The 20,434-nt window shown below is 41.0% G+C and carries 18 protein-coding genes and 1 pseudogene; 13 read left to right on the top strand and 6 right to left on the bottom strand.

Annotated elements, in window-relative coordinates; genetic code table 11:
* Positions 1 to 40: 40 nt before the first annotated feature.
* Positions 41 to 460: a hypothetical protein gene (locus NSQ91_RS20520; protein WP_076127333.1), complete on the bottom strand. Its 420-nt coding sequence runs from the start codon at positions 458 to 460 to the stop codon at positions 41 to 43.
* A gap of 325 nt (positions 461 to 785) precedes the next feature.
* Here NSQ91_RS20520 and NSQ91_RS20515 point away from each other — a divergent pair, with 325 nt between their 5' ends.
* The 4 genes and pseudogenes from NSQ91_RS20515 (at position 786) to NSQ91_RS32085 (ending at position 3,676) form a co-directional block, all read left to right on the top strand.
* Positions 786 to 2,024, top strand: a complete 1,239-nt coding sequence (locus NSQ91_RS20515; RefSeq protein WP_076127331.1) for an ATP-binding protein — start codon at positions 786 to 788, stop codon at positions 2,022 to 2,024.
* A gap of 122 nt (positions 2,025 to 2,146) precedes the next feature.
* Positions 2,147 to 2,800, top strand: coding sequence for a DUF421 domain-containing protein (locus NSQ91_RS20510; RefSeq protein WP_076190621.1), 654 nt, complete (start codon positions 2,147 to 2,149; stop codon positions 2,798 to 2,800).
* A 94-nt stretch (positions 2,801 to 2,894) separates the two neighbouring features.
* The gene (locus tag NSQ91_RS20505) at positions 2,895 to 3,164 is read left to right on the top strand and encodes a hypothetical protein (protein ID WP_340919606.1); all 270 of its coding nucleotides are present in this window, start codon (positions 2,895 to 2,897) and stop codon (positions 3,162 to 3,164) included.
* A 40-nt stretch (positions 3,165 to 3,204) separates the two neighbouring features.
* Positions 3,205 to 3,676 (top strand): annotated as a pseudogene (locus NSQ91_RS32085) (GNAT family N-acetyltransferase).
* A gap of 69 nt (positions 3,677 to 3,745) precedes the next feature.
* Here NSQ91_RS32085 and NSQ91_RS20490 read toward each other — a convergent pair.
* Together NSQ91_RS20490 and NSQ91_RS20485 are read right to left on the bottom strand one after the other, a co-directional pair.
* Entirely contained in the window at positions 3,746 to 5,164 is a 1,419-nt protein-coding gene (locus NSQ91_RS20490) for an MDR family MFS transporter (RefSeq protein WP_370510795.1), read from the bottom strand.
* Between the two features lie 79 nt (positions 5,165 to 5,243).
* Positions 5,244 to 5,669: a MarR family winged helix-turn-helix transcriptional regulator gene (locus NSQ91_RS20485; protein ID WP_076183004.1), complete on the bottom strand. Its 426-nt coding sequence runs from the start codon at positions 5,667 to 5,669 to the stop codon at positions 5,244 to 5,246.
* 266 nt (positions 5,670 to 5,935) lie between these two features.
* On the opposite strand from NSQ91_RS20485, the gene NSQ91_RS20480 reads away from it, so the two are divergent.
* Positions 5,936 to 6,016, top strand: coding sequence for a YjcZ family sporulation protein (locus tag NSQ91_RS20480; RefSeq protein WP_232061537.1), 81 nt, complete (start codon positions 5,936 to 5,938; stop codon positions 6,014 to 6,016).
* A gap of 96 nt (positions 6,017 to 6,112) precedes the next feature.
* Here NSQ91_RS20480 and NSQ91_RS20475 read toward each other — a convergent pair whose 3' ends face one another.
* Both NSQ91_RS20475 and NSQ91_RS20470 read right to left on the bottom strand, forming a co-directional pair.
* Positions 6,113 to 7,168, bottom strand: a complete 1,056-nt coding sequence (locus NSQ91_RS20475) for an ankyrin repeat domain-containing protein (RefSeq protein ID WP_340919595.1) — start codon at positions 7,166 to 7,168, stop codon at positions 6,113 to 6,115.
* Positions 7,169 to 7,463: 295 nt separating this feature from the next.
* Positions 7,464 to 8,354 carry an AraC family transcriptional regulator gene (locus tag NSQ91_RS20470; protein ID WP_076301723.1) on the bottom strand — a complete coding sequence of 297 codons (891 nt, stop codon included), beginning with the start codon at positions 8,352 to 8,354 and terminating at the stop codon, positions 7,464 to 7,466.
* A 148-nt stretch (positions 8,355 to 8,502) separates the two neighbouring features.
* Between NSQ91_RS20470 and NSQ91_RS20465 the strand changes: the two genes are divergently transcribed.
* From NSQ91_RS20465 to NSQ91_RS20455, 3 genes are read left to right on the top strand one after another with little or no spacing between them, the layout of a single operon-like run.
* Positions 8,503 to 9,408, top strand: coding sequence for a DMT family transporter (locus NSQ91_RS20465; RefSeq protein ID WP_340919592.1), 906 nt, complete (start codon positions 8,503 to 8,505; stop codon positions 9,406 to 9,408).
* A gap of 43 nt (positions 9,409 to 9,451) precedes the next feature.
* The gene (gene csaA, locus NSQ91_RS20460; protein WP_076134367.1) at positions 9,452 to 9,784 is read left to right on the top strand and encodes a chaperone CsaA; all 333 of its coding nucleotides are present in this window, start codon (positions 9,452 to 9,454) and stop codon (positions 9,782 to 9,784) included.
* Between the two features lie 50 nt (positions 9,785 to 9,834).
* Positions 9,835 to 10,428 (top strand): hydrolase, encoded by a 594-nt coding sequence (locus tag NSQ91_RS20455; protein WP_076127313.1) that lies wholly within the window; start codon positions 9,835 to 9,837, stop codon positions 10,426 to 10,428.
* 70 nt (positions 10,429 to 10,498) lie between these two features.
* On the opposite strand, the gene NSQ91_RS20450 is transcribed toward NSQ91_RS20455, so the two are convergent.
* Positions 10,499 to 11,311: an undecaprenyl-diphosphate phosphatase gene (locus tag NSQ91_RS20450; protein WP_036688882.1), complete on the bottom strand. Its 813-nt coding sequence runs from the start codon at positions 11,309 to 11,311 to the stop codon at positions 10,499 to 10,501.
* A gap of 404 nt (positions 11,312 to 11,715) precedes the next feature.
* Between NSQ91_RS20450 and NSQ91_RS20445 the strand changes: the two genes are divergently transcribed.
* The 5 genes from NSQ91_RS20445 (at position 11,716) to NSQ91_RS20425 (ending at position 20,423) form a co-directional block, all read left to right on the top strand.
* Positions 11,716 to 12,096, top strand: a complete 381-nt coding sequence (locus tag NSQ91_RS20445; RefSeq protein WP_254847664.1) for a GNAT family N-acetyltransferase — start codon at positions 11,716 to 11,718, stop codon at positions 12,094 to 12,096.
* Positions 12,097 to 12,605: 509 nt separating this feature from the next.
* The gene (locus NSQ91_RS20440; protein ID WP_076304886.1) at positions 12,606 to 13,679 is read left to right on the top strand and encodes a Wadjet anti-phage system protein JetD domain-containing protein; all 1,074 of its coding nucleotides are present in this window, start codon (positions 12,606 to 12,608) and stop codon (positions 13,677 to 13,679) included.
* Positions 13,676 to 15,184, top strand: coding sequence for a hypothetical protein (locus tag NSQ91_RS20435; protein WP_143761875.1), 1,509 nt, complete (start codon positions 13,676 to 13,678; stop codon positions 15,182 to 15,184). The genes NSQ91_RS20440 and NSQ91_RS20435 overlap by 4 nt, the downstream gene beginning before the upstream one ends.
* A 12-nt stretch (positions 15,185 to 15,196) precedes the next feature.
* Positions 15,197 to 15,955 carry a DUF6063 family protein gene (locus NSQ91_RS20430; RefSeq protein WP_076190642.1) on the top strand — a complete coding sequence of 253 codons (759 nt, stop codon included), beginning with the start codon at positions 15,197 to 15,199 and terminating at the stop codon, positions 15,953 to 15,955.
* The gene (locus tag NSQ91_RS20425; RefSeq protein ID WP_340919583.1) at positions 15,942 to 20,423 is read left to right on the top strand and encodes a hypothetical protein; all 4,482 of its coding nucleotides are present in this window, start codon (positions 15,942 to 15,944) and stop codon (positions 20,421 to 20,423) included. Before NSQ91_RS20430 ends, NSQ91_RS20425 begins: the two co-directional genes overlap by 14 nt.
* Positions 20,424 to 20,434 lie beyond the last annotated feature (11 nt).

Genomic DNA, 20,434 nt, shown 5'->3' with positions numbered 1-20,434 from the left:
GGCCATCCTGAGGGGATGGCTGTTTTCTGTGTAAGACAACTTAATGATTCATTTCCGAATGCGTTCCTTCCTCAGGAGATTTGCCTTCTGGTGGGATCCAAACGATTTGATGAATATTATTGTCTGCTACTAAATAGGTATAAGCCCAGCCCGCTTCATTTTTAAATCTAACCGTTAAATGATAAGGATTATATTGTCTACCTTCTGGCCGGCTAATCTCCCACTCTTGATAAGGGTATTTTTTCTCCAGATATTGATTAAGTTGTTCTGTTTTTTTAGAAACTTGAAACTCAATCCAAACGGGACGAATCGCAAAGGATAAAAGCAAAAGTAATGTTAATATAGAGGCTACGATTAAACCGAGTTTTCTAATCCTCGTAGGTGAAACTAATACTATAACAAAAATGACAAGGACAAACCCAACCGACGTTACAATTTCGATTACGGTTATGGGATGCAATGAAATCCTCTCCTTCTCTCAGATACAGAAAGGTGGCAGCTCTAGATTTATGCGCCCTTAAAAACTACGAAGGTACAGTTTACAATTTAGATATTCAGGAATACGAAAATTGATGACCCCAAACAGACTTCAGATGTCTGTATTTTTTTGCTAATTGTGGTTCTATAGTATGATTTTTTGGGATTATTTGAAAAATGGTTGAGAAATACATAGTGTATAGTCAATACTGTGACTTATAATGTTAGCTTAGGTAATGATCTAAAACTCTTAATATAACCTTGAATATATTCATTTACGCAGCAAAAGGCTGAAAGGAAGTCATCTCTTGTTTGAAACCCTACTTTTAAATTTTTTGTTTTTGCTTTTTCCAGTATTAACATTTCTAATATTCTTTGAGAATCGGGCCTATTCCTACAATAGATTGATTCTCGTTTTTATGTCTGCAGTGACCATGAGTCTCTGTATTGCAAAACCTATCAGACTTGAAATTGGCTATATTTTTGATTTAAGGTACATTCCGTTTATTATTGTGGCACTGTTTGGAGGATACAGGAACGTTCTTCCTCTATATATTATTTTGAATGCTTACAGATTCTATGTGGGTGGAGGTGGCGTATTTTATTCGTTTCTATTTGCGACAGCGATTCTGATTTTGGTGCCGTTATATAAAAATAGATTTTTAAAATTACCATCGAAGGGCCGTGTGATTGCGGCAAGTCTGATTGCTTTGCTAATTATGGGGGTTTATCTGTTAATTTTAGGTTTTGTTCAGGATTCCTTAGACAGGCAATTTTGGATTCTTTCATTAAATGCGTTGACAACTCATGTTGGGGTGATGAGTGTCATTATGATTTTGATTGAGAAGATTATCTCCAATATTAAAAATCGGGAACGGATTGTTCAATCAGAAAGATTAAATGTCGTCAGCGAGCTAGCGGCAAGTGTATCCCATGAAATCAGAAATCCACTTACAGTGACTAGTGGTTTTTTGCAGCTATTAAATAAATCTAAAACGATGACGCCAGAGGAAAAGGGCTTTGTAGAGTTATCTCTACAAGAGCTACAGCGAGCAGAAAAAATTGTAAGTGATTATCTCTCCTTTGCCAAGCCACAATCTGAAAACATGGTTTACTCCAATATGAAGGCAGAATCAGAATATACTAAAAATATCATAATGCCTTATGCCACTATGCACAAAGTAGATGTCCAATTTAGTTTTAATAATTCGTTAAATAAAAACTATGACCGAAACCAGATTCAGCAGTGTCTAATTAATTTATATAAAAACGGTATAGAAGCGATGAAGGAAACCGATGGCGGTACGCTATTTATCGATATATTTGAAAAAAAACAAAATATTATGATCAGTATCAAAGATAACGGAGTCGGCATGACTAAAGATGAAATATCGCGACTCGGTAAGCCGTATTATTCGACTAAAGCAGAAGGAACGGGGCTGGGTATGCTTATGGTCTACAGTACCGTCGATAAAGTGAAAGGAACTATTGAAGTCGATAGTGAAAAAGGCAAAGGGACAACGTTCCTTATAACTATCCCAACATAGGCAAGTTGCAGAGAGTATCTTTTGCTGTTTATACCCCACTAGGAGTGTGTAATACCTCTCATGAATGGATTTCGTGTTAAAAGGGCAATGAGCCTGTACGAGTCCCATCTGGAGGTGCAGCAATGGAGATATTTGTATCTATAGGCGTCAAATTGGTCATCAGCTTTTTTGGTTTGTGGATCATTACCTTTATTACCGGCCGCAAGACGCTTAGTCAATTGACACCACTCGATTTTCTGTCTTCATTGATTTTAAGTGAAATTGTCGGCAATACGATATATGATGATGAGGTGAAGATCTGGCATCTGCTGTTTGCTCTTTTTATTTGGACCGCATTATCTTATCTGTTCGAAAAGGTGACCACCCATTTTGTGAAATTCGGGAACATGGCGGAAGGCCGGACAGTGCTGCTAATTGACGATGGCAAAGTGAATCAGGATTTGTTGGAGAAATACGATATTGAGTATACCCAACTGCTGTTCATGCTGAGGCAACAAAATATCTTCTCCCTAAGTGAAGTACGGTATGCTCTGCTTGAAACGAACGGCTCTCTATCGGTTATGCGCAAGTCTGAAGCTGAGCAGTCTTCTGCTTTTTCCATAACAGTTATTGATAAAGGCAGGGTACTGGAAGAGTCCATGCGGGGCAGATCGATGAACAAGGAGCAGATTCAGGAACGCGTCAGAGAGTCTGGTTATAATTGCATTGAGGATATTGCCTATGCTGAATATAAAGAAGACGGAACACTCTATATCCTTCCCAAAAACAAACCATAAATCAACATGATGAGACGCTGGAGCCGGGAGGCTCAAGTGTCTTTATTTGAAATCAGGAGTGCCTAGTGGATAATAAATTTTAATGGAGGTATGGATGATTAGTTTAGGATTATGGATCTTAACCGCTCTAATTGTGCTAGTTGTTGTAATGTTTCACGCAGGATCATTATTAGATTTTATCCGGCCTAGTGTGCTACAAACTCAACTTTTTGGTCTTCACATTACATTGTTTGGAGTAGTTGTGATATTGGCCTATGAGGGTGGTCGCGGGATAGGCGTTTTTATTGGATTAATTGGACTGTTTACGGGGATCTTGGGCTCTTTTAGAGATTCCTCTAAACCGGTGGATAAAAAGAATATCTGACAGCTTATATATTTACTAACTTTCGGAGGGGGATAACTTTATGGAGATTTCTTTATCTAAAGCAGACGCGAGCGACGCAGCGTTTATTCATGAAATGCAAGTCAAAGCTTTTATGCCATTGCTGGAGAAATATAAAGATTATGAAACCAGCCCAGCCAATGAATCTGTGGAACAAATCAGGGATCGAATTAATCAGTCTTTTGCAGATTATTATATGATTAAGTATTTTGATATTGCTGTGCGGTGTCCGTATCGTTAAAAAGGATAATAAAACTTATCGGGTCAGCATCATCTTTATATTGCCAGAACATCATGGGAAGGGGATTGCCCAGCAGGTTTTTGCAATCATTGAACAGAGATATAAAGATGCAAAGAAATGGGAGCTGGATAGTATTATACAGGAGCAAAGAAATTGCTATTTATATGAAAAGTTAGGGTATAGAAGCACGGGGGAAACCAAAAAAATAAATGACAACTTAACATTAGTTTTTTATGAAAAACATATGAGTTAAAGCCTTAGGGTTATACTTAAAAAAAAAGACAGCGGGCAGTTTATGTCCACTGTCTTTTTCACATACAAATCAATACACTCGAATACGCTTCACAAATAACGATATAATCAATCCAATACCTGCAATTGCTGCGATAAATAAGTAAGCATGTGTAATTCCAGCGGTTAATATTTCAGGCTGTGCAGCGGTTGGATGTGTGTTTGCGAATCGTGTTTGTCCGCTAGACATTAGCGTAACAGCGAACGTTGTACCAAGAGCACCTGCAATTTGCTGAAGTGTACTCATAACAGCAGCCCCATCCGGATAGTATTTCACGGGTAATTGATTTAACCCATTGGTTTGAGCGGGCATAATGACCATAGCTAATCCGATAAACATTGCGCAGTGTATTAAAATAAAGGTTAGGCTACTGGTTTCAGTAGAGTTTCTTGTAAATAGAAAACCAGCAATGGTTGCGATAAAAAATCCAAGCGGCAGCAATAATTTCGGACCGTATTTATCGAATACTCTACCCGTAACTGGAGCCATAGCCCCGTTAATAACACTGCCTGGAAGAAGTAGAGTACCAGCCATTGTGGCCGATAACAATAAACCTCCTTTTAAATATAAAGGTAATAAAATTGCAGAAGATAAAATGATCATCATTCCTAAAAAGAGCATTATAAGACCTATCGTAAACATGGGATATTTAAATACCCGTAAATTCAGCATTGGGGTTTCCAATTTAAATTGCCGTAATACAAACAAGATTAAGCTGATGAAACCAACAATAAGAGGCAGCAAAACAATGATTTCACTCAAAGAATGATCAGCAAAGTTACTAAAACCAAAGACGATTCCACCAAATCCAAAAGTAGAAAGCAAGATGGATAAAATATCTATTTTAGGTTTTGTGATGTTGGCTACATTTTTAATGAATGTTAATCCGAAACCTAATGTAAATAACAATAAAGGTAAGCTTATCCAAAAGATATACTCCCACCCAAAATGATCTACAATTAAACCAGATAGAGTAGGCCCAAGTGCCGGTGCACACATAATAACGAGCCCCATCATTCCCATGACAGTTCCGCGTTTATGTGCAGGAAAAATAATAAGAATAATATTGGTCATTAATGGAAGCAATAAGCCTGTCCCTAAGGCTTGCACTAATCGTGCAATTAATAATGAGGTGAAATTAGGCGAGAGGGCAGCAATTAATGTACCGACGATAGATAATAGCAAGGAAGCTGTGAATAATTGTCTAGTGGTAAACCATTGCATTAATAGGGCGGATATTGGAACGAGGATACCTAATACAAGTAAATATCCTGTGGTTAGCCACTGAACCGTTGAGGCGTTGATTGAAAATTCATCCATTAAATTTGTAAAAGCCATGTTTAAGGCGGTTTCACTAAATAGCCCGACGAATGCACCTAACATAAGCGAGAAGGCCATGAGGGCTGGACGTTTAACTTGAACAGTTGATGATGATTCCATAATAATGATGAACCTCTTTTCAGAATTTTGATTCGTATTATTTTTGCATGATAGATGATATATCAACTATAAGGGGGAGAGAAATGCTTTAAGCACTTCTTACATTATTCAGCACATGTGTTAGCAAAGTCTTTAACGTTGAGTAATCTGAAGCAGATAATCCTGACTCGATAATTTCGTTTAAATTGACCGTCACCTCATTTATAGTATTCTCTAATTTCCGTCCTTCTTCTGTTACATATACATTTACCGCTCGGCGATCTTGCGCACTTGTTACTTTGTGTATGTAACCTTTGCTCTCTAAGCTGGCGATCATTCGGGCAACACTGGCTTTGTCCTTACCAAGATTAGCAGCAATCTCGTTCTGAGATAGACCTTCTTTCTCAAGCATCAGAGCCATAAGTAGATGCTGTTCAGGTGCAAGTCGAAAAGGAGCAAGTAACTTTGTTAAATAATTTGCTATTTCTAAATGCAAATCTCGAATGACCAAACCTAAAGGTTCTCTTGAATCCATATGATCTCTCCTAATTGAAGAATAGATGATATATCAACGTTATTGATTTGTCTATATTAGCATAAAGTTATGTATGCTTGTCAAGTTAAAGAAAATGAATTGAATCATAGATTTAGATACAAGCGGCAAAGTTGTTTAATGCCCAATCACTTGATGATACATAGTCATATGCTGTTGTGAAATTTAAAAAAATTAATTAGGGAGGGATTTAAATGGGGTATAACTGTGTTGGGGGCGTTCAAGAACAAAAAAAGGCTCCAGTTTGTATTAATCCTTGGACATCAACGGGTACGATTCTTGTGCTTTACATTCTTCTCGTCATTATCCTTAAAACTTGTTGGATATAGAATTCATGTAAACTGATGCCCCAAAGTTTTTTTCTTCGGGGCGTTTCTTTGTTTTCTTTAGTTAGCTAATAGACACGTTAAGGATTCAGGATAGACTTAACGGGAATAATCGGGTTGTGTCATAGAAATAGGCTGAGGATTGGCAAGTACCCATTGCACCGCCAGCTCGCATAATCTGGCTGGTTGCTCATTGCCAGCGATGTTGCGGAACCGTTTGGCGAGTACAGCTGCCTCTTGAAGAAGGACGGGCTCTAAAGGCGTTCCCGTGCTAAAATGCCGTATCAGTGCATCCAGCATTTTACGGTAATCGGCATCCCAGTTTCCTCCGCCATTATTAAGGATTTCATGAGACACCCGCCCTGTGATGCGGATAACCTCACCCTGTACCGTTATCGCGTGTCCTGAAGCAGGGACGAGAAAATCCCACAGCTCTTGGTGCTGTGCGGGCCATGCGGCTTCCGTTACCTCGATAGGAGAGATTCCATCATGTCTCTGCAGTTTCGCTATAGGCTCGACATCAAATTGCCGGTACAGCTCCAGGAGAGCATTTGCCGTTTCATCCAGTCGATCTTTATTGTAATTTGTTCTGACGAATTCAAAATCCTTGCCGATACGCCGCACGGATTCCTTCATCTCCGGCGTGATTACTGCTCCTGCATCCAGCATAATTCGCGAGATTTCTGCCATGTGAACTATATCGATATTCCGGCATTGTAATAATCCTTTGGCGAGAGGTGTGTTTTTTCGGTTATTTTCTGCATGGACATTTGCGCCGCGTACCACCAGATCACGCACTACTTTTGTTTTGTAAGAAGCAGCTGCTGAGTGCAGCGGTGTCTCATTTTGGTAATCCAGAGCTTCCATATCTGCACCTAGTTCAAGGAGTAAGGGGACATTTCCGGACCAGGTTGCAGCCTGAGCATGAAGAGGGGTACGCTTATAGTTGTCGGCAGCGTTGATGTCAGCACCCTGCTCCACAAGCCAGGAAACCATCTCATCCGGTATTTGCCGGAAGCTGAGGGCGGTACCTTTGCTGTAACCCCCACGGGCATCCCATTCGCATAGCTCAAATACCTCTTTTAAGGCAGATATATCATTCGTTTTAACCAGCTCGGCAAAATTGGCGGGTAATGTTTTTTTCTTTTTGCCCATCTCATTTTTCCGCTCCTTTATTAATAGATAAATAGCAGATAACTTCTTGCAAGTTTATCATATAGGAGAATTGAACACTAATTCATGCAGGACGAAAAGGATGAAGATATAAACGTAACTTTATTGGAAAATAGTGGGATATCGTTTATATGGCGATCTCGAGATCATAGACTATTAGAAAATGAAAAACATTAAGCTTGTGTCTTGGAAATATATTCGAGATTTACGAAGGACATCGAAATTACGCTAACACTAGGCAGTCAGACAAAGCGATCGACTCTGCTTTTGTTGTTTTTTAAGTTCGTTCATTTCTAATTTTTCTGAACTCCTTAGGAGTTATGTTTAAGTGTTTTTTAAAAGACTGGATAAAGTGATTTGCGTTATTGAAACCAACTCGCTGTGCGATTTCAGTTATCGTGTAGTCAGTTGCTATTAACAAATCACAGCTTTTATTAATGCGATATTTAATTAAGTAGAAATACGGAGTCATATGGATACTTTTCTTAAAACCTCGAGTGCACTCCGATACACTTAGATGTGCTGTATCTGCTATTTCCTTCAATGTCAAATTATTAGAATAGTTTTTGTGAATAAAACTAAGCATTAATTGTAGTCTCTCTTGCTGGAGTCTGTTATATTTAGACGATTCCTCAGAGGATAGAGAAAAATTTGATATAAGGATTAACCATAACTGGACAGTTTTGATAGAAACTTCGTATTCCCATCCCCATTTTTTTTTCGATTCAAATTCTTTTTTCATAGCCCAAAGAATTTGTAGGATTTGATTATGCCAGTCCTTATCTCCTTTGATTTCTAAACTTAACAAGAATGAATTGGTATACGGAAGTACATACTTTTTTTCCATTGCACTTTCAGAATAAAAAGCGAGTAACTTCTCTGGGAAGTTAAAACTAACATATTCACCCTCTTGGTTAAGGTACGTAACAATATGAAGTACGCTCTTATTAATAAAGATGGCCTGACCTGCTTCTAAATCATAATTGATTCCGTTGACTTGTATGGTTAGTTTCCCTTTGGTCACTAAAGTAATTTGTAGTTCTTGGTGCCAATGTAGATCGTTAACCCCTCTGCCATTAGGAATAGATTCATAATTGGTATGAGTGTACATGATGTATGGAAATGCATCATCAGGAAATTGAATGGCTTCGTGTAATTGCTTTTTCAAAGTGCTTATTCTCCTTATTTGACGATATTTCAATATAAATTAAAGATATAGTTGCACAATATTGATCTTGGCGGTGATATTATTATATCCAGCCTAGACTTATCATACAATTCTGTGCACAGGGATTGTCACACATTTTGGAGGAACTATGGCTAGTTCAAATAAACCGCCTATACTATTGCATCCGTTTATTCTGTTATTTATCAGTATTTTGTCCGTTTCTATCTCTTCAATCATGATTAAACTTTCAGATACACCTACTTCAGTGGCCGGGATGTATAGATTGTTTATTTCTGTAATCATCATGCTCTGTTTTACATCTGGGAAAATGGCTCGTTCTACTGAGATGAATAAAAAAGATTGGGCCATCGTTATTTTATCCGGCCTATTTCTAGGGTTACACTTTTTATTCTGGATGGAATCATTGGTCTATACTTCAGTTGCAAGCTCCATGGTGATCTTATCGTTACAGCCGCTATTTGTTATGATGGGGTCTTACTTTTTATTCAAAGAACATGTTAACCTGCTAACCGTTTTTTGCCTGATTGTTGCTCTTTTAGGTTCGATTGTTATTGCATGGGGAGACATATGGGTTTCGAAAGATGCACTAATCGGCGATGGTTTATCGTTAATTGGCACATTCTTTGCTTCAGTCTATCTGTTGGCCGGGCAAAAAGTAAGCGGCAAAATCAATGCAAGTATATACAGCATTTTCGTTTTTTTTATTGGTGGTACTGTTATGCTCGTGTACAATTTGATAAATAATGTCTCATTAATTAATTATGCTTCATCAGATTGGATTTATTTTTTGCTTCTTGCAATAATTCCAACTATTTTTGGTCAATACATCTTTAACCTTTTGTTAAAGTCGATTGGAGCAACTACTGTCTCGGTTGGGATTATTGGTGAGCCTGTTCTTGCTATAGTCCTTGCATATCTATTATTAGGGGAAACTATATCATTATTCCAGTTTTTAGGTGGCATAATAACCTTACTCGGTATGGGAATGTATTTTTGGTCGAAATCTTTAAAGTACAACATTCAAAATAAGTGAATGAGTAGTTGGAAAATGTTTTAGCTAAATAGGGGGATGGCAAATGGTAACTATTGATGATTTTTTAAAACTTGATGTTCGTGTTGGAACAATTATTAAAGCGGAGTTTTTTGCAAAAGCAAAAATACCTGCGATTAAACTCCAAATTGATTTTGGACCAGATATCGGAAGCAAAACATCAAGTGCACAGATTACTAAACGATATAAGGCCGAAGAGATTGTAGGGCAACAAATCATTGGGGTAGTTAACTTTCCTGCTCGAAATATTGCGGGTTTCCAATCAGAAGTATTAGTTCTTGGAGGAATACCGGATAAAGGGGATGTGGTTCTCTTGAAGCCAGATATTAAATTACCTAATGGGACACCTATTGGGTAATATAGGGTAATTGTAGTATACAAAAATTGATAGTAATCGGAGAGAAGACAATGGAAGAATTAACAAGCTTAGCATCTGAAAGTATTGAGGCAAGTAAAACGGCGCTAGTCGTGATCGACTTGCAGCAGGGAATTGTCCACAGTCCAAAGCAGGGGCCGCATACAAGTGCTCAGGTGGTTGAGAATGCCAGCAAATTAGCCCAATCCTTTACGGAGAAAGGAGGATTTGTTGTTCTGGTGAGGGTGTCATGGCTAGATGGGCAAGATATGCTTAAACCTAAAACTGATTTGAAAATGAATTCCGTGACCTATCCAGAAGGTTGGGACGACATCGTACCAGAATTAGCGAATATCAAAAATGCACATCTGATTACCAAACGGCAGTGGGGGGCATTTTTCGGTACAGATCTTGATTTGCAGTTACGACGCCGCGGAATAGACACGATCGTATTATGTGGTATTTCTACCTCGATTGGTGTGGATACTACTGCTAGAGAAGCTTATCAGCTTGGTTATCATCAAGTTTTTGTAGAAGATGCTATGACCGCGATGGCTAAAGAAGAGCATGATTATGTATGCAAAACTATCTTCCCTCGCATAGGTAAGATCCGGTCGAGCGATGAAGTAATATCCATGTTGAAATAATATAAAAAAACCTCATGCTCTCTCTGTGATCTCAGAGATTGTCATGAGGTTTTTTAATTGAAGTTATGTCTTACATAAAGATGAGGAGAAGTATCCCAGCTAAGAAGCAGTAATAAGAGAAATACTTCAAATTACCTTTAGCCATAATCCCCATAAACCAACGCATGGAGAAATAAGTGACGATAAGTGTAGTAATAAATGCAATCAAGTATGGAATGGCTAGCTGCGAGCGGTTAGGATCGTGGGCAATATCAGATGCGCCCATAACAAGTCCGCCCAAACTGACAGGAATATAAAGCATAAAAGAAAAGCGTAAGGCAGTTTCTTGCTTCATTCCCACAGCGATGGAAGAGATGACAGTTGCACCAGAGCGGCTTATCCCAGGAATAAGGGCGACTGCTTGGGCAAGTCCGACTATAACTGCATCCTTCGCTTTTAAGTCACCATCTTGTTTACGTCCGCGAAGGTTACGGATCAACCATAAAGCTACCCCTGTAACCAGCAAGGCGATGGATACGGTATGAACCGACGAGAAGATATCCTCAATCTGATCCTTGAAGAGTAAGGCAACAATTACCGCAGGCAAGGTACCGATGATGATGTACAAAGAGAAGAGGAAATCCGACTTATATTCCTCTTTGCGGGTCAGAATAAATTGAACGAATCCAGTGATCAATCTTCCGATATCTTTGCGGAAAATAAAACAAATCGCAATTAGTGAAGCCGTATTTGTTAAGATTTCAAATGATAGCCCATTTTGTTTTAAGCCTAGCAATTTCTGTGCGATGATCAAATGGCCGCTCGAAGAGACGGGGATTGGCTCAGTTGCCCCTTGAACAAACCCTAGAAACAAGTATTTAAGCCACAGTATAATATCTTCCATTTTACCTCCCAGTATTTTTGTAATCTTTTCAATCATATCGTATTCAATAAAGAAATGACAATAGAACCATCGTGCCATATTCAATTGAACGAGTTATACTAATTCGTAAGACTATTAAATGAGGTGGAACTATTTGTAGTACAGTACTAAAAATTCAGCAGCATGATATTCCAAGAGCAGCCAGTGTTCTGGCCGAAGCATTTGCCAAAAATGATCCGTTATATCAGCATATCTTGCCTGATGAATCAACCCGATTACGCGTGTTGAATATTTTTTTTCATCGTTACATTGAGATGTTGTATCCATATTCGGATTTACTAACGACTTCTACTAACTTTGAAGCAGTGGCTTTAGTGTTCCATTCGGAGCGTCAGACAGGGACAGTGATTTCGAACGTCAGGTATATGAAACAGATTGTCTTTGCGATAATTAAGTCATTACCGATTTGCCGAATCATTGGGGTGCGAGGATTTATACGTGGTTTATCTATTTTGCGTAGTATGAGTTCCTTGTGGTTATCAATGTTTGGGGATCAGAAGTATAAACATTTGGATATGCTTGCAGTGCAGGATCAATATCGAGGTCAAGGATATGTATCAAAAATCATGACACCGCTACTCGCGGAATGTCGTATGAGCAATACGTTATGTACGTTAGAGACACAGACACCGAGCAATTTGCCCATTTATGAGCATTATCAGTTCCGTACGGTTAAGGTCATTCCTCTACCTAATAGCACACTTGAGCAGTATTGTATGGCGTTTACGCCAGGAGTTGCCGAGTAGTTAATAAAAAAGGGCGGTCCCATTCAGCCATTTCATGGTTTTTGGGGCAGTCTTTTTTTGCGGAGTCTATAAGGGTTAATGAAGCTTCAACAGAAAAATCAGGGAATTTCTCCCTGTAATTCTGCGATCTTTTGTCATCCGGCTAATAATTAGGGAAAACCTCCCTATTATTTAGCTGATTTGGTGGAAAATGAAGAGATTTCCCTGATTTTTAGGGAGCAATTCCCTAATTCAGATCATTTAGAGCGAATATCGACTGTTTTCAGGGAGTTTTTCCCTAATTATGTTCTAGCGATACCTAACACTGTAAATAGTCTATGTGTTAAAGTGAAAATCCGTAGTATAACCTCTTTTTTGATAGGAAAGTGTAAACAATAGAATCTATTATTTTGTTTAACAAAAATAGCATAACCTTTGAAGGATTGTTATAATAGAAACATATATTCCCGTGCTTCAGAACCCTATACAGGATGTATAGGGGTTTTATTTCTTTTAGTGAGGGTGATGAATTGAGAGTAATTATAATTAATTTGTTGGAGAATAAGTACGGAACTGTGCGTACAGGGAGAAGAAAAATAAATCTTGACAGCATTGAACAAGAAGTCATTAGTTCTGCTTATAAAACACAGGAAGAATATCTATGGGCCGGAGGATTTCGTGTTTTGGCGGATAGTATAAACGAGCTTGTTGCTGAAGGTTTCTTAGAACCGGTGAAGTCCAGTCCGATGAGTTCTAAACAGCCTTATATGTATACATATTTTTGGTTAAATAAGAGTGTTTCAACTCAAGTGGGGTGGGATCCTTCAGCCGTGTTAAGCGTACAGAATCTACTGGATCTTCATTATTACTTGATTCGTCCTGAAACTCAGACACAAGAGGTTTGGGATCAGATTGTGCAGGTATCTAATTTTTTGCGTACGGCGAAGGATCGCGAAATCATTACAACAGAAGAAAGGTCACTGGAACTGTTTGGTAAGGAGAAGTGGCTCTCCGAAACTGAAGGTAAACAATTTCTTACTAGACTTAAACTTACGCTGGAAAGTTTAAAAAGTGTAAACGCAAGGGAGCCATTTATTTACTTCAGTTCATTAGTTCCCGTTCGGAATATTCTTATTGTGGAGAATAAGTCATTTTTCCATTCAGCCAAACGATTAATGCTTAGTGAAAAGAAGATCTGTGGTCTGTTTCCAGACATGCTAATTTACGGTGAAGGTTGGAAGATTGATAGTAGCCTACTCTTTCTTGAAGAATTGGATATTGACCCCCTTCAAACCACCTTGTTATATGTCGGGGATATGGATAAAGCAGGTTTGGACATATACGGTAAACTAAAGGTTAGTTATCCGGATTTAAACCTTGGACTGGCGCTCCCTATTTATGAGCAGATGATGAAACTGACTGAGGAACCGTATATGTATAATGTTCCCCAGAGTTGTAACCCAGATCATCTACACAATGTACTTCAAGAATTCTCTAATTATCCCGAACTAAAGTCATATATGGAACGATTGCTGGAAGAGGACCGGAGAGTTCCGCAGGAAATTTTAAATTATGAAGTGATGGCGAGGTTAGCAGAAAGATGAATTGGTCGGATTTTGGCGAACGAAACAAACGATTGAATCCCCTGTGGAATTTGGGGGCTGGCATGAACCTTGGCGAAATCCAACCTTACAAAGAAATGGTATCTTTAAGCGTTCTGCTGCAAGTCTATTATCTGGAGCTAGAATCGAATGAGAGAAGATCCAAAGAGGATATTATTGAGCTTACTTGGACTGCGCTGGAACGTTTTAATATCGCCAATCTTGGGACTACCGAATCCGTAGAGCGTCTCGTGGACGGTTTATTATGGAGCGGGAATGGTGGGGATTTCGAATCCTTTTTCTATGATGATGTGACCCGGCAAATGTCCGTGCAGAAATATAAGTATTTCACGGTGGATGAGGATGCGACTCGCAGCAGTTGGGAAGAGAACGGCAGAACCATCTATCGACTCTCTGAATATGCAATGGAGCTCATTTTTATGAGCCATGAGATTATTGATGAATTTCAGATCAGCATCAAACTGCTCGAGATTCAAATGCATATAAAGCATGGGCGCGTAACTCGGGCTCTTCAGGATGTTAATGAACTGATCTCCCGTGTCCGCAAGATGACCCAGCAACAGCAAGAATACCGCAATGCGTTACGCCGCAATCCGAAGCATATTTTTAGTGAATTCGGAGTAGCTCGGCATCAGCGACTCGAAGAGATTCATCATCAGTTCGAGGAGGAACGCAAACATTTTGACAGTATTCACCGTTCTCTGGCCCGGCTGGCCAATGATGAGAAAGACGTGATCGACTTCAATGAGATCCGTATTCTCTCTGAACGAGTCGAGCTTTCTAGGCGTGTACACGATGAGCTGGCTGAGGTAGTGTTGAATATTTTTGAGATGGAGACCAATTTAAGGTTGAACTTCCCTGAATTATTCTGGGGAGCAGCCGGGTTTAACTTCCGTACACATGTATGGGAGGAATGGGTGAAAGAGGAGGGTCTGCCAAGCGGTGACAGTCTTGAACTGCTGCTCAGCGGATTATTCGCTCCGAATCAGGACTTCGTTTATCCGCTTCCTTGGGCTTGGGAGGAACAAGAGGTAGGGTTTATCCCCGACTTAATGATGGATGATTTCGAAGATGAGGTGGACACTGAGCCTGTTCAATATATTCCTAAAGGTATTCCATGGAGAAAAGTAGTGGAGCTGTGGATGCCGGTTTTTGCTGCCTTGGCTGAGCAGGGAAGCTTTACCTTTACTGCAGACGCTTTTTCCGCCGAAGAACTAACAGGGTGGGCTAACACACCGGATGCTGTTGATCTGTGGGTGCAGTTTTTTCATACAGATATTTTAGTGCAGGAACAGGCACCAGAAGGTGGTAGCGGCGTTTCTGATGAATGCCAACAGCTAATCCAATATGTGCTTGCGGAAGATCTTCTGTTGGAGAGTTTACGCGGCAAAACGCTGCGGACGAGCATTGCTCCAGAACCAGCCTCAAGGGTACGGTGTCCTGGTCTGGATATGAGTCCATATATGATTACGATCGTGGAGAGGTGAGAAGTTACTAACATGAGTTATACATTAGAACAGGTACAGCAAGCTTCGCGGCTATTTTTTGAATTGCTCCGTAAAAAAGTAATTCCTCTCGATGACCCTGCAGCGGCAGAATGCCTTCAGGATGCAGGAACTTATGATGCACTTCAGTACGTTGCTAAAGAAGGGGGCTGTCGGGTGATGAATTCCGGGCACCGTCTCCATCTGCTAGTTAATCCGCTGGGATCAGTGTTTGCAACCAACTTCACCCAGTTGAAGAACAAATATTCACGTGTTGAGCGTAAAACTCACTTACATATTATCAATATTATTATCCTGGTTTTTCTAGCCGAAATGGATCAGGATGAGACTCATTTTAAGTCGGGGCAGGACAGTATGTCCTATATTCAAATTGCTGATCAGGTGTCCTCTCTCTTTCAGACGTGGATTCAGATGGATGAGGAAGGACGATTCAGCCAGCAGTGGCAGCTTGATATCCAAGCGATGTTTAAGGTATGGACCAGTCTTTACATGCAGACTAAGAGTCAGGAAGAGAGTGATCTTCTGACCAGAGGCGCAGGCTCACGAATTGGGCTGATTCATGAAGGCATGAAACTTCTGGAAGAGGAGAAACTCGTATTCATCTCTGAAACAGAGAAGCGTATCTTTCCTCGGGAAGAGCTTTATGAGAGAATGCGTTATTTATATCATGATGTCGATCGATACCAGGAATTAAAGAGCCTCATTGGAAGAACTTTAGCTGAGAAAGACGGTGCTACCTATGCCGCGGATTGAACGCATACGAATTACAGGACTTAAATACGAGAAGATGCTCAAGAAATACGACGACATGATTCTGGACCTCTGCAACGAAGAGGGACCCGCTAATACGCTTATTACGCTCATGAATGGCGGTGGAAAGGGCGTACTGCTGCAATCTATTTTCCAGCTATTGATGCCCAAAACACCATGGGGCAAAGACAGTGAGAACCAGGTTGAGGCATTCTTTCATAATCATAAAAAACAACTTAAACCGTACACTTTTCACGTAGCTATCGAATGGCATCTCGACAACAATGAGCGCAATGAGTATATGACCACGGGAATCGCTATGACGGCACATAATTCGCTTGATCAGCAGGATATCAAAGTGGATTACTTGCTGTACGCACTTACAGATTACGGTGAAGCGGCTGAACTTACGCTATCAACGTTGCCGTTATTTGACGAGGTGACTGCTGAACCTACGAGTTTTGAAACGATCCAGCAATTTGTGCGCGATCGGCGGGGAGAGATTGTACCTTTTGGCAGCCATAGCTCGGATTTGAAAAGATATTATGACTTCCTGGCTACCCGGGATATCCATATCGCCGAGTGGCGTAATATGCGGCGAATCAATGGTGAAGAGGGTGGTATCAAAGGTTATTTTAAAAAAAATGATGCCTTCACCAATCATAACTTGTTCGAAAAGCTGATTATTCCTGAAATCGGATCTAGTCTGAATGAAGGATTAAAGGAAGACGACAATACGCTGCAGCGGATGTTTATCGATACAGCAACAGTGGCTCAGCGCTTGCCGATGCTTGAACAGCGGGAGCAGGTCTATACAGAGTTTCTTAGTATGGCTGCACCACTTTATGAGCTGGTAAAACTAGGCGTGGAAGCAGAAAACGTAGTTCAAGAAACTGAATTACGTGGACGCCAAATCTATACGGTTATCTATGAAGAGCAGAGAAATGCAGAAGCTGAGCGAAGTAAGATTGCTGATGAACTGGCTGGACGTTATCAGGATGCGAAGCAATTGCGCTTTGAGACAGACAATCTTAAATACTTACGCAGTAAGGAAGAAACGGAACTGAAGCAAGAAGAGTTTAAGAAGCTCAGTGATGATCAGAGCCGTGCGCGTGGTCGGCTGGAGGATTCCAAAGCGCAAGAGAAGAAGCTTGAAGTAGCTTATTTTCTGGCTAAACGGTTGCTCCATACCCGGCAAATTGAGCAGTGGCAAAAAGAAATTCAAGCTATCGAAGGTTCTCTGGAGATGAAAGAACGGCAGGAGGTCATTCAGGCAGCCAAGGAACAGCTGCGGAAACAGTGGGATGTGGTGTTTAATTTCTGGCAGCAAACGATCAGAGAGTTTGGGACAGCACAGCAAGACCTAACGGCGGAAGAGAGAAGATTGCGCAAGGAAAGGGAAAGTTTCTTGGTAGAGCTGGCCGGGCTGGATAATCAGATCAATGATTTGACCTTATCTATTCGGCAATACACGGAAGAACTCGGAGCATTCGCAGCCCAATATGGGCAGGATGCCGCCCATTCTCCGGCAGCTGCCCTGCAGCGTACGATCTCAGCGGCCAAAACGATTCTTCAAGACATTGGAGACTTGGAAGAACAGCACAAGCAGGAAGAGATTCGGAAGCTGGCACTGCATAAGAGTCATGCTGAGCTGAGTGAGAAACGGCGTTCTTATGAGCGTGAAGCGGACGAGCTTGGGGTTCTGCTTGAGTCACAGACTCAGAAAGAATCCCAATTATGGTCACAGCTCGTTGTACTGCTGGAAATGTATGAAGAGCATAATCGTTTAGGAGCTACTGGCCTTTTTGAAGAACAAGATGTTATCCCGGCACGTTTTATCCGAAAAATAGATGAAGTAGAGCAACAGACTAAACGTTCCAGAAGGGATTACTATAATCAGCTCATGGATGTGGAACTTCAGAACCAATCCTACTGGCTACCCAATTCAGATATTCTGACGGTCAAAGATACACTCGATTCGTTAAAGATTCAATCAACACTAGGTAGTTCCTACTTAAATGACCGTCCGTATCTTGAACGTGAGGAAGAACTGGAGCAATATCCGTTACTTCCATATAGTTTGATTATGACCCGGCGCGAAGCTGATAAAATTCAGCCGGAACTGATGAAGGACACCTTGCTTAAATCAGCGGTGCCGATCTTTATCCGTGAAGAGATGGCAGCTTCGCATCAAGCATCCTTCATGCTTTTTGCGAATCAAGGGCCGCAAATGGTCTTGCAGCCGGATCGTTTCCAGGATTGGAAGAGCAGTATTCAGGGGAAGCTCAAAGAACAGGAGCAGATCCTTCAGGACTCTGAAGCTTATTTATCTAAGTTAAAATCGGTGCGTCAAGAATATGAACGTTTATTCCAAACTGAGAATACCATGACGCTTACAGCCAAGCAGGATGCCCTTATTAAACTGCAGGCTGAACTTCAGCAGAGCATTAACAATCTGAGCCATGAGATGGATGAGAACGAAGGGACGCTTACCCGGATCGGACGGGAGCTCGCTGAGAACAAAGTTCTAAGTGTGGAGCATGAGCAGAGAGCGGGGGTTCTGCAAGCTTGGATTGAACGGACGAAGAAACAGGAACAAGATTATAAGGAAAAACAAAAAATAATCGAACGAAAGAATCTGGTGAGCAAAGAGTTAGCAGGTAAAGATCAGCAGCTTGAACACCTAAAGGTGCAAATGGAAAGCTTGAGTGGACAACGCAATAAATGGACGAGAGAAACCGAATATGCGATGTTCCCTAGACTGCAACGATGGTTTCCTGAGATTGTTTTCCCAACAGATCACCAGCTTTCTGATGAAGGAGAAGTCATACCTATAGATCCTGTAGAGCAGAATCTTCTCTTGCAGCAGCTCAGTACCGTGGAAAGCCTACAGCAATCATTAACTGAAAATGAACTGGAAGTTCGGACAAGAGCTGCACAGATTAAAGCAGCAAGCGAGAATCTGGCTGAGCTTGAATCCAGCCTGAATCAAGTGGATGTGAATTGGCGGAAGGCGACCGAACCTACGGAAACGTCCGAGACCATTATGGCTGCAAGAAATCACCAAAAGACGGATACTACTTCGTTGGAGGAAGACTATCAGATTGTTCACGACGGTTATATCCGCTGCCAGACTGAATTGGAGAACTTGCAGAAAGAGTTGCGCAAAGTAGAGAAGGGGATCAAAGAGAAACATGAACGTGCCGTGGAGCTTTGGAATGAGGCGCTAGGGGATAAGGAGACAGAAATTCAGGAGCGCTGCCAAGCGAATGAGCTTATGCTTAATCAGTGTAAAAGATCCTTGGACCGAATCGATGTCCTCCTTCAGACTTTATCCAATCAAATCAAAATAATGAACGCGCATATTGAGGATCGCGTCAACCTACGGAGTGTGCCAGAAGAAATAACGCTGAGGGTTAGAGAAAGCTGCGAGCCTCTAGTAGCCGACTGGCTTCTCCGCATTAAGGATAGCCGGATTAGACAGGATGAGATCTCCAAAAAGGTGAAGGAAGAGAAAAATTCCTTAACCGAAAAACTTGCGAAAAATGAACGGAATCCCGAACTGGAGACCAAGATTCTAGATCGATTGAATACGGTCCATTGGGATAATTTCGCCATTGCACTGCAAGTCCTAGATTCCATGCTACGCAGTTCGCGCGATCAGATCGAGAGCATTCAAAGCGATAAGGAAGGCATGGATCTCTCCCGCAAGATGTGGGTTGGCCGGGCATCTCTACGAGTGGTTCAAATCATTGATATTATGAAGCGAATGGAACGCCGGATGATTATTCATAACGAGAATAATTATGCCTTCCCGCTGGTACGTCTGAACTACAAGAATATCAATGTGCCAAGAACAAGCGATGAGGTAGAGCCGATGGTGAGTGACTACTTCAATCAATGCATCAATGAATTGCTCAAAAAGTATCCCAAGATAGAACAAGTGCCGGCGCTGGTAATCAAAGAGGTTATTAATGACGGACGAATTGTCTATGCGGCGCTGCAGAACCGCTTTCCGATACTTCAAGTGTATAAACCGGTAACGGAGAATTATTTCCTCTACGCCGCACCGGAAGATTATCATTATTCGGACTGGGAGATTATTAATCGCGGCGCACTGGATGAAGCAGTCGGCAGTGGTGGGCAACGTCAATCTGTACAGCTGCTGGTCGCAATGATGATCATGACGCATAAACGGGTGAATCGTGAGAATAAAGGCTGGACGGTCTTTTTATATGACAATCCTTTCGGAGAAATGGTCTCCAATAACGTGCTTGACCCCGTCTTCGAAATTTCCAAGGCGCTCAAATTCCAATGGCTGATTGTTACGCCGCCGGAGCTGGTGAAGAATGATGTCAGCGTGCGTTTTGGCGTGTATTGGCAGCTTTATTTTGGAGGCGTCAAAGGGGACATGCTAGAATCGACCCTGATCAAGGGCGGAAGAAAGCTTATTCCTGTCTCGCTGTTCTGAGTATGGAATGA

The organism is Paenibacillus sp. FSL R7-0048, assembly GCF_038004505.1.
GTDB lineage: Bacteria > Bacillota > Bacilli > Paenibacillales > Paenibacillaceae > Paenibacillus_AQ > Paenibacillus_AQ odorifer.
The sequence above is the reverse complement of the archived record's forward strand: the minus strand, read 5'-3'. Positions and strand labels throughout refer to the sequence as shown.

Bases quoted from the DNA above. Each gene is read 5' to 3' on its own strand.
- NSQ91_RS20485 (WP_076183004.1), bottom strand. From the start codon at position 5,669: ATGGATTCAAGAGAACCTTTAGGTTTGGTCATTCGAGATTTGCATTTA.
- NSQ91_RS20435 (WP_143761875.1), top strand. From the start codon at position 13,676: ATGAATTGGTCGGATTTTGGCGAACGAAACAAACGATTGAATCCCCTG.
- NSQ91_RS20465 (WP_340919592.1), top strand. From the start codon at position 8,503: ATGGCTAGTTCAAATAAACCGCCTATACTATTGCATCCGTTTATTCTG.
- NSQ91_RS20505 (WP_340919606.1), top strand. From the start codon at position 2,895: ATGATTAGTTTAGGATTATGGATCTTAACCGCTCTAATTGTGCTAGTT.
- NSQ91_RS20510 (WP_076190621.1), top strand. From the start codon at position 2,147: ATGGAGATATTTGTATCTATAGGCGTCAAATTGGTCATCAGCTTTTTT.
- NSQ91_RS20425 (WP_340919583.1), top strand. From the start codon at position 15,942: ATGCCGCGGATTGAACGCATACGAATTACAGGACTTAAATACGAGAAG.
- NSQ91_RS20475 (WP_340919595.1), bottom strand. From the start codon at position 7,168: ATGGGCAAAAAGAAAAAAACATTACCCGCCAATTTTGCCGAGCTGGTT.
- NSQ91_RS20430 (WP_076190642.1), top strand. From the start codon at position 15,197: ATGAGTTATACATTAGAACAGGTACAGCAAGCTTCGCGGCTATTTTTT.
- csaA (WP_076134367.1), top strand. From the start codon at position 9,452: ATGGTAACTATTGATGATTTTTTAAAACTTGATGTTCGTGTTGGAACA.
- NSQ91_RS20455 (WP_076127313.1), top strand. From the start codon at position 9,835: ATGGAAGAATTAACAAGCTTAGCATCTGAAAGTATTGAGGCAAGTAAA.
- NSQ91_RS20445 (WP_254847664.1), top strand. From the start codon at position 11,716: ATGAAACAGATTGTCTTTGCGATAATTAAGTCATTACCGATTTGCCGA.
- NSQ91_RS20450 (WP_036688882.1), bottom strand. From the start codon at position 11,311: ATGGAAGATATTATACTGTGGCTTAAATACTTGTTTCTAGGGTTTGTT.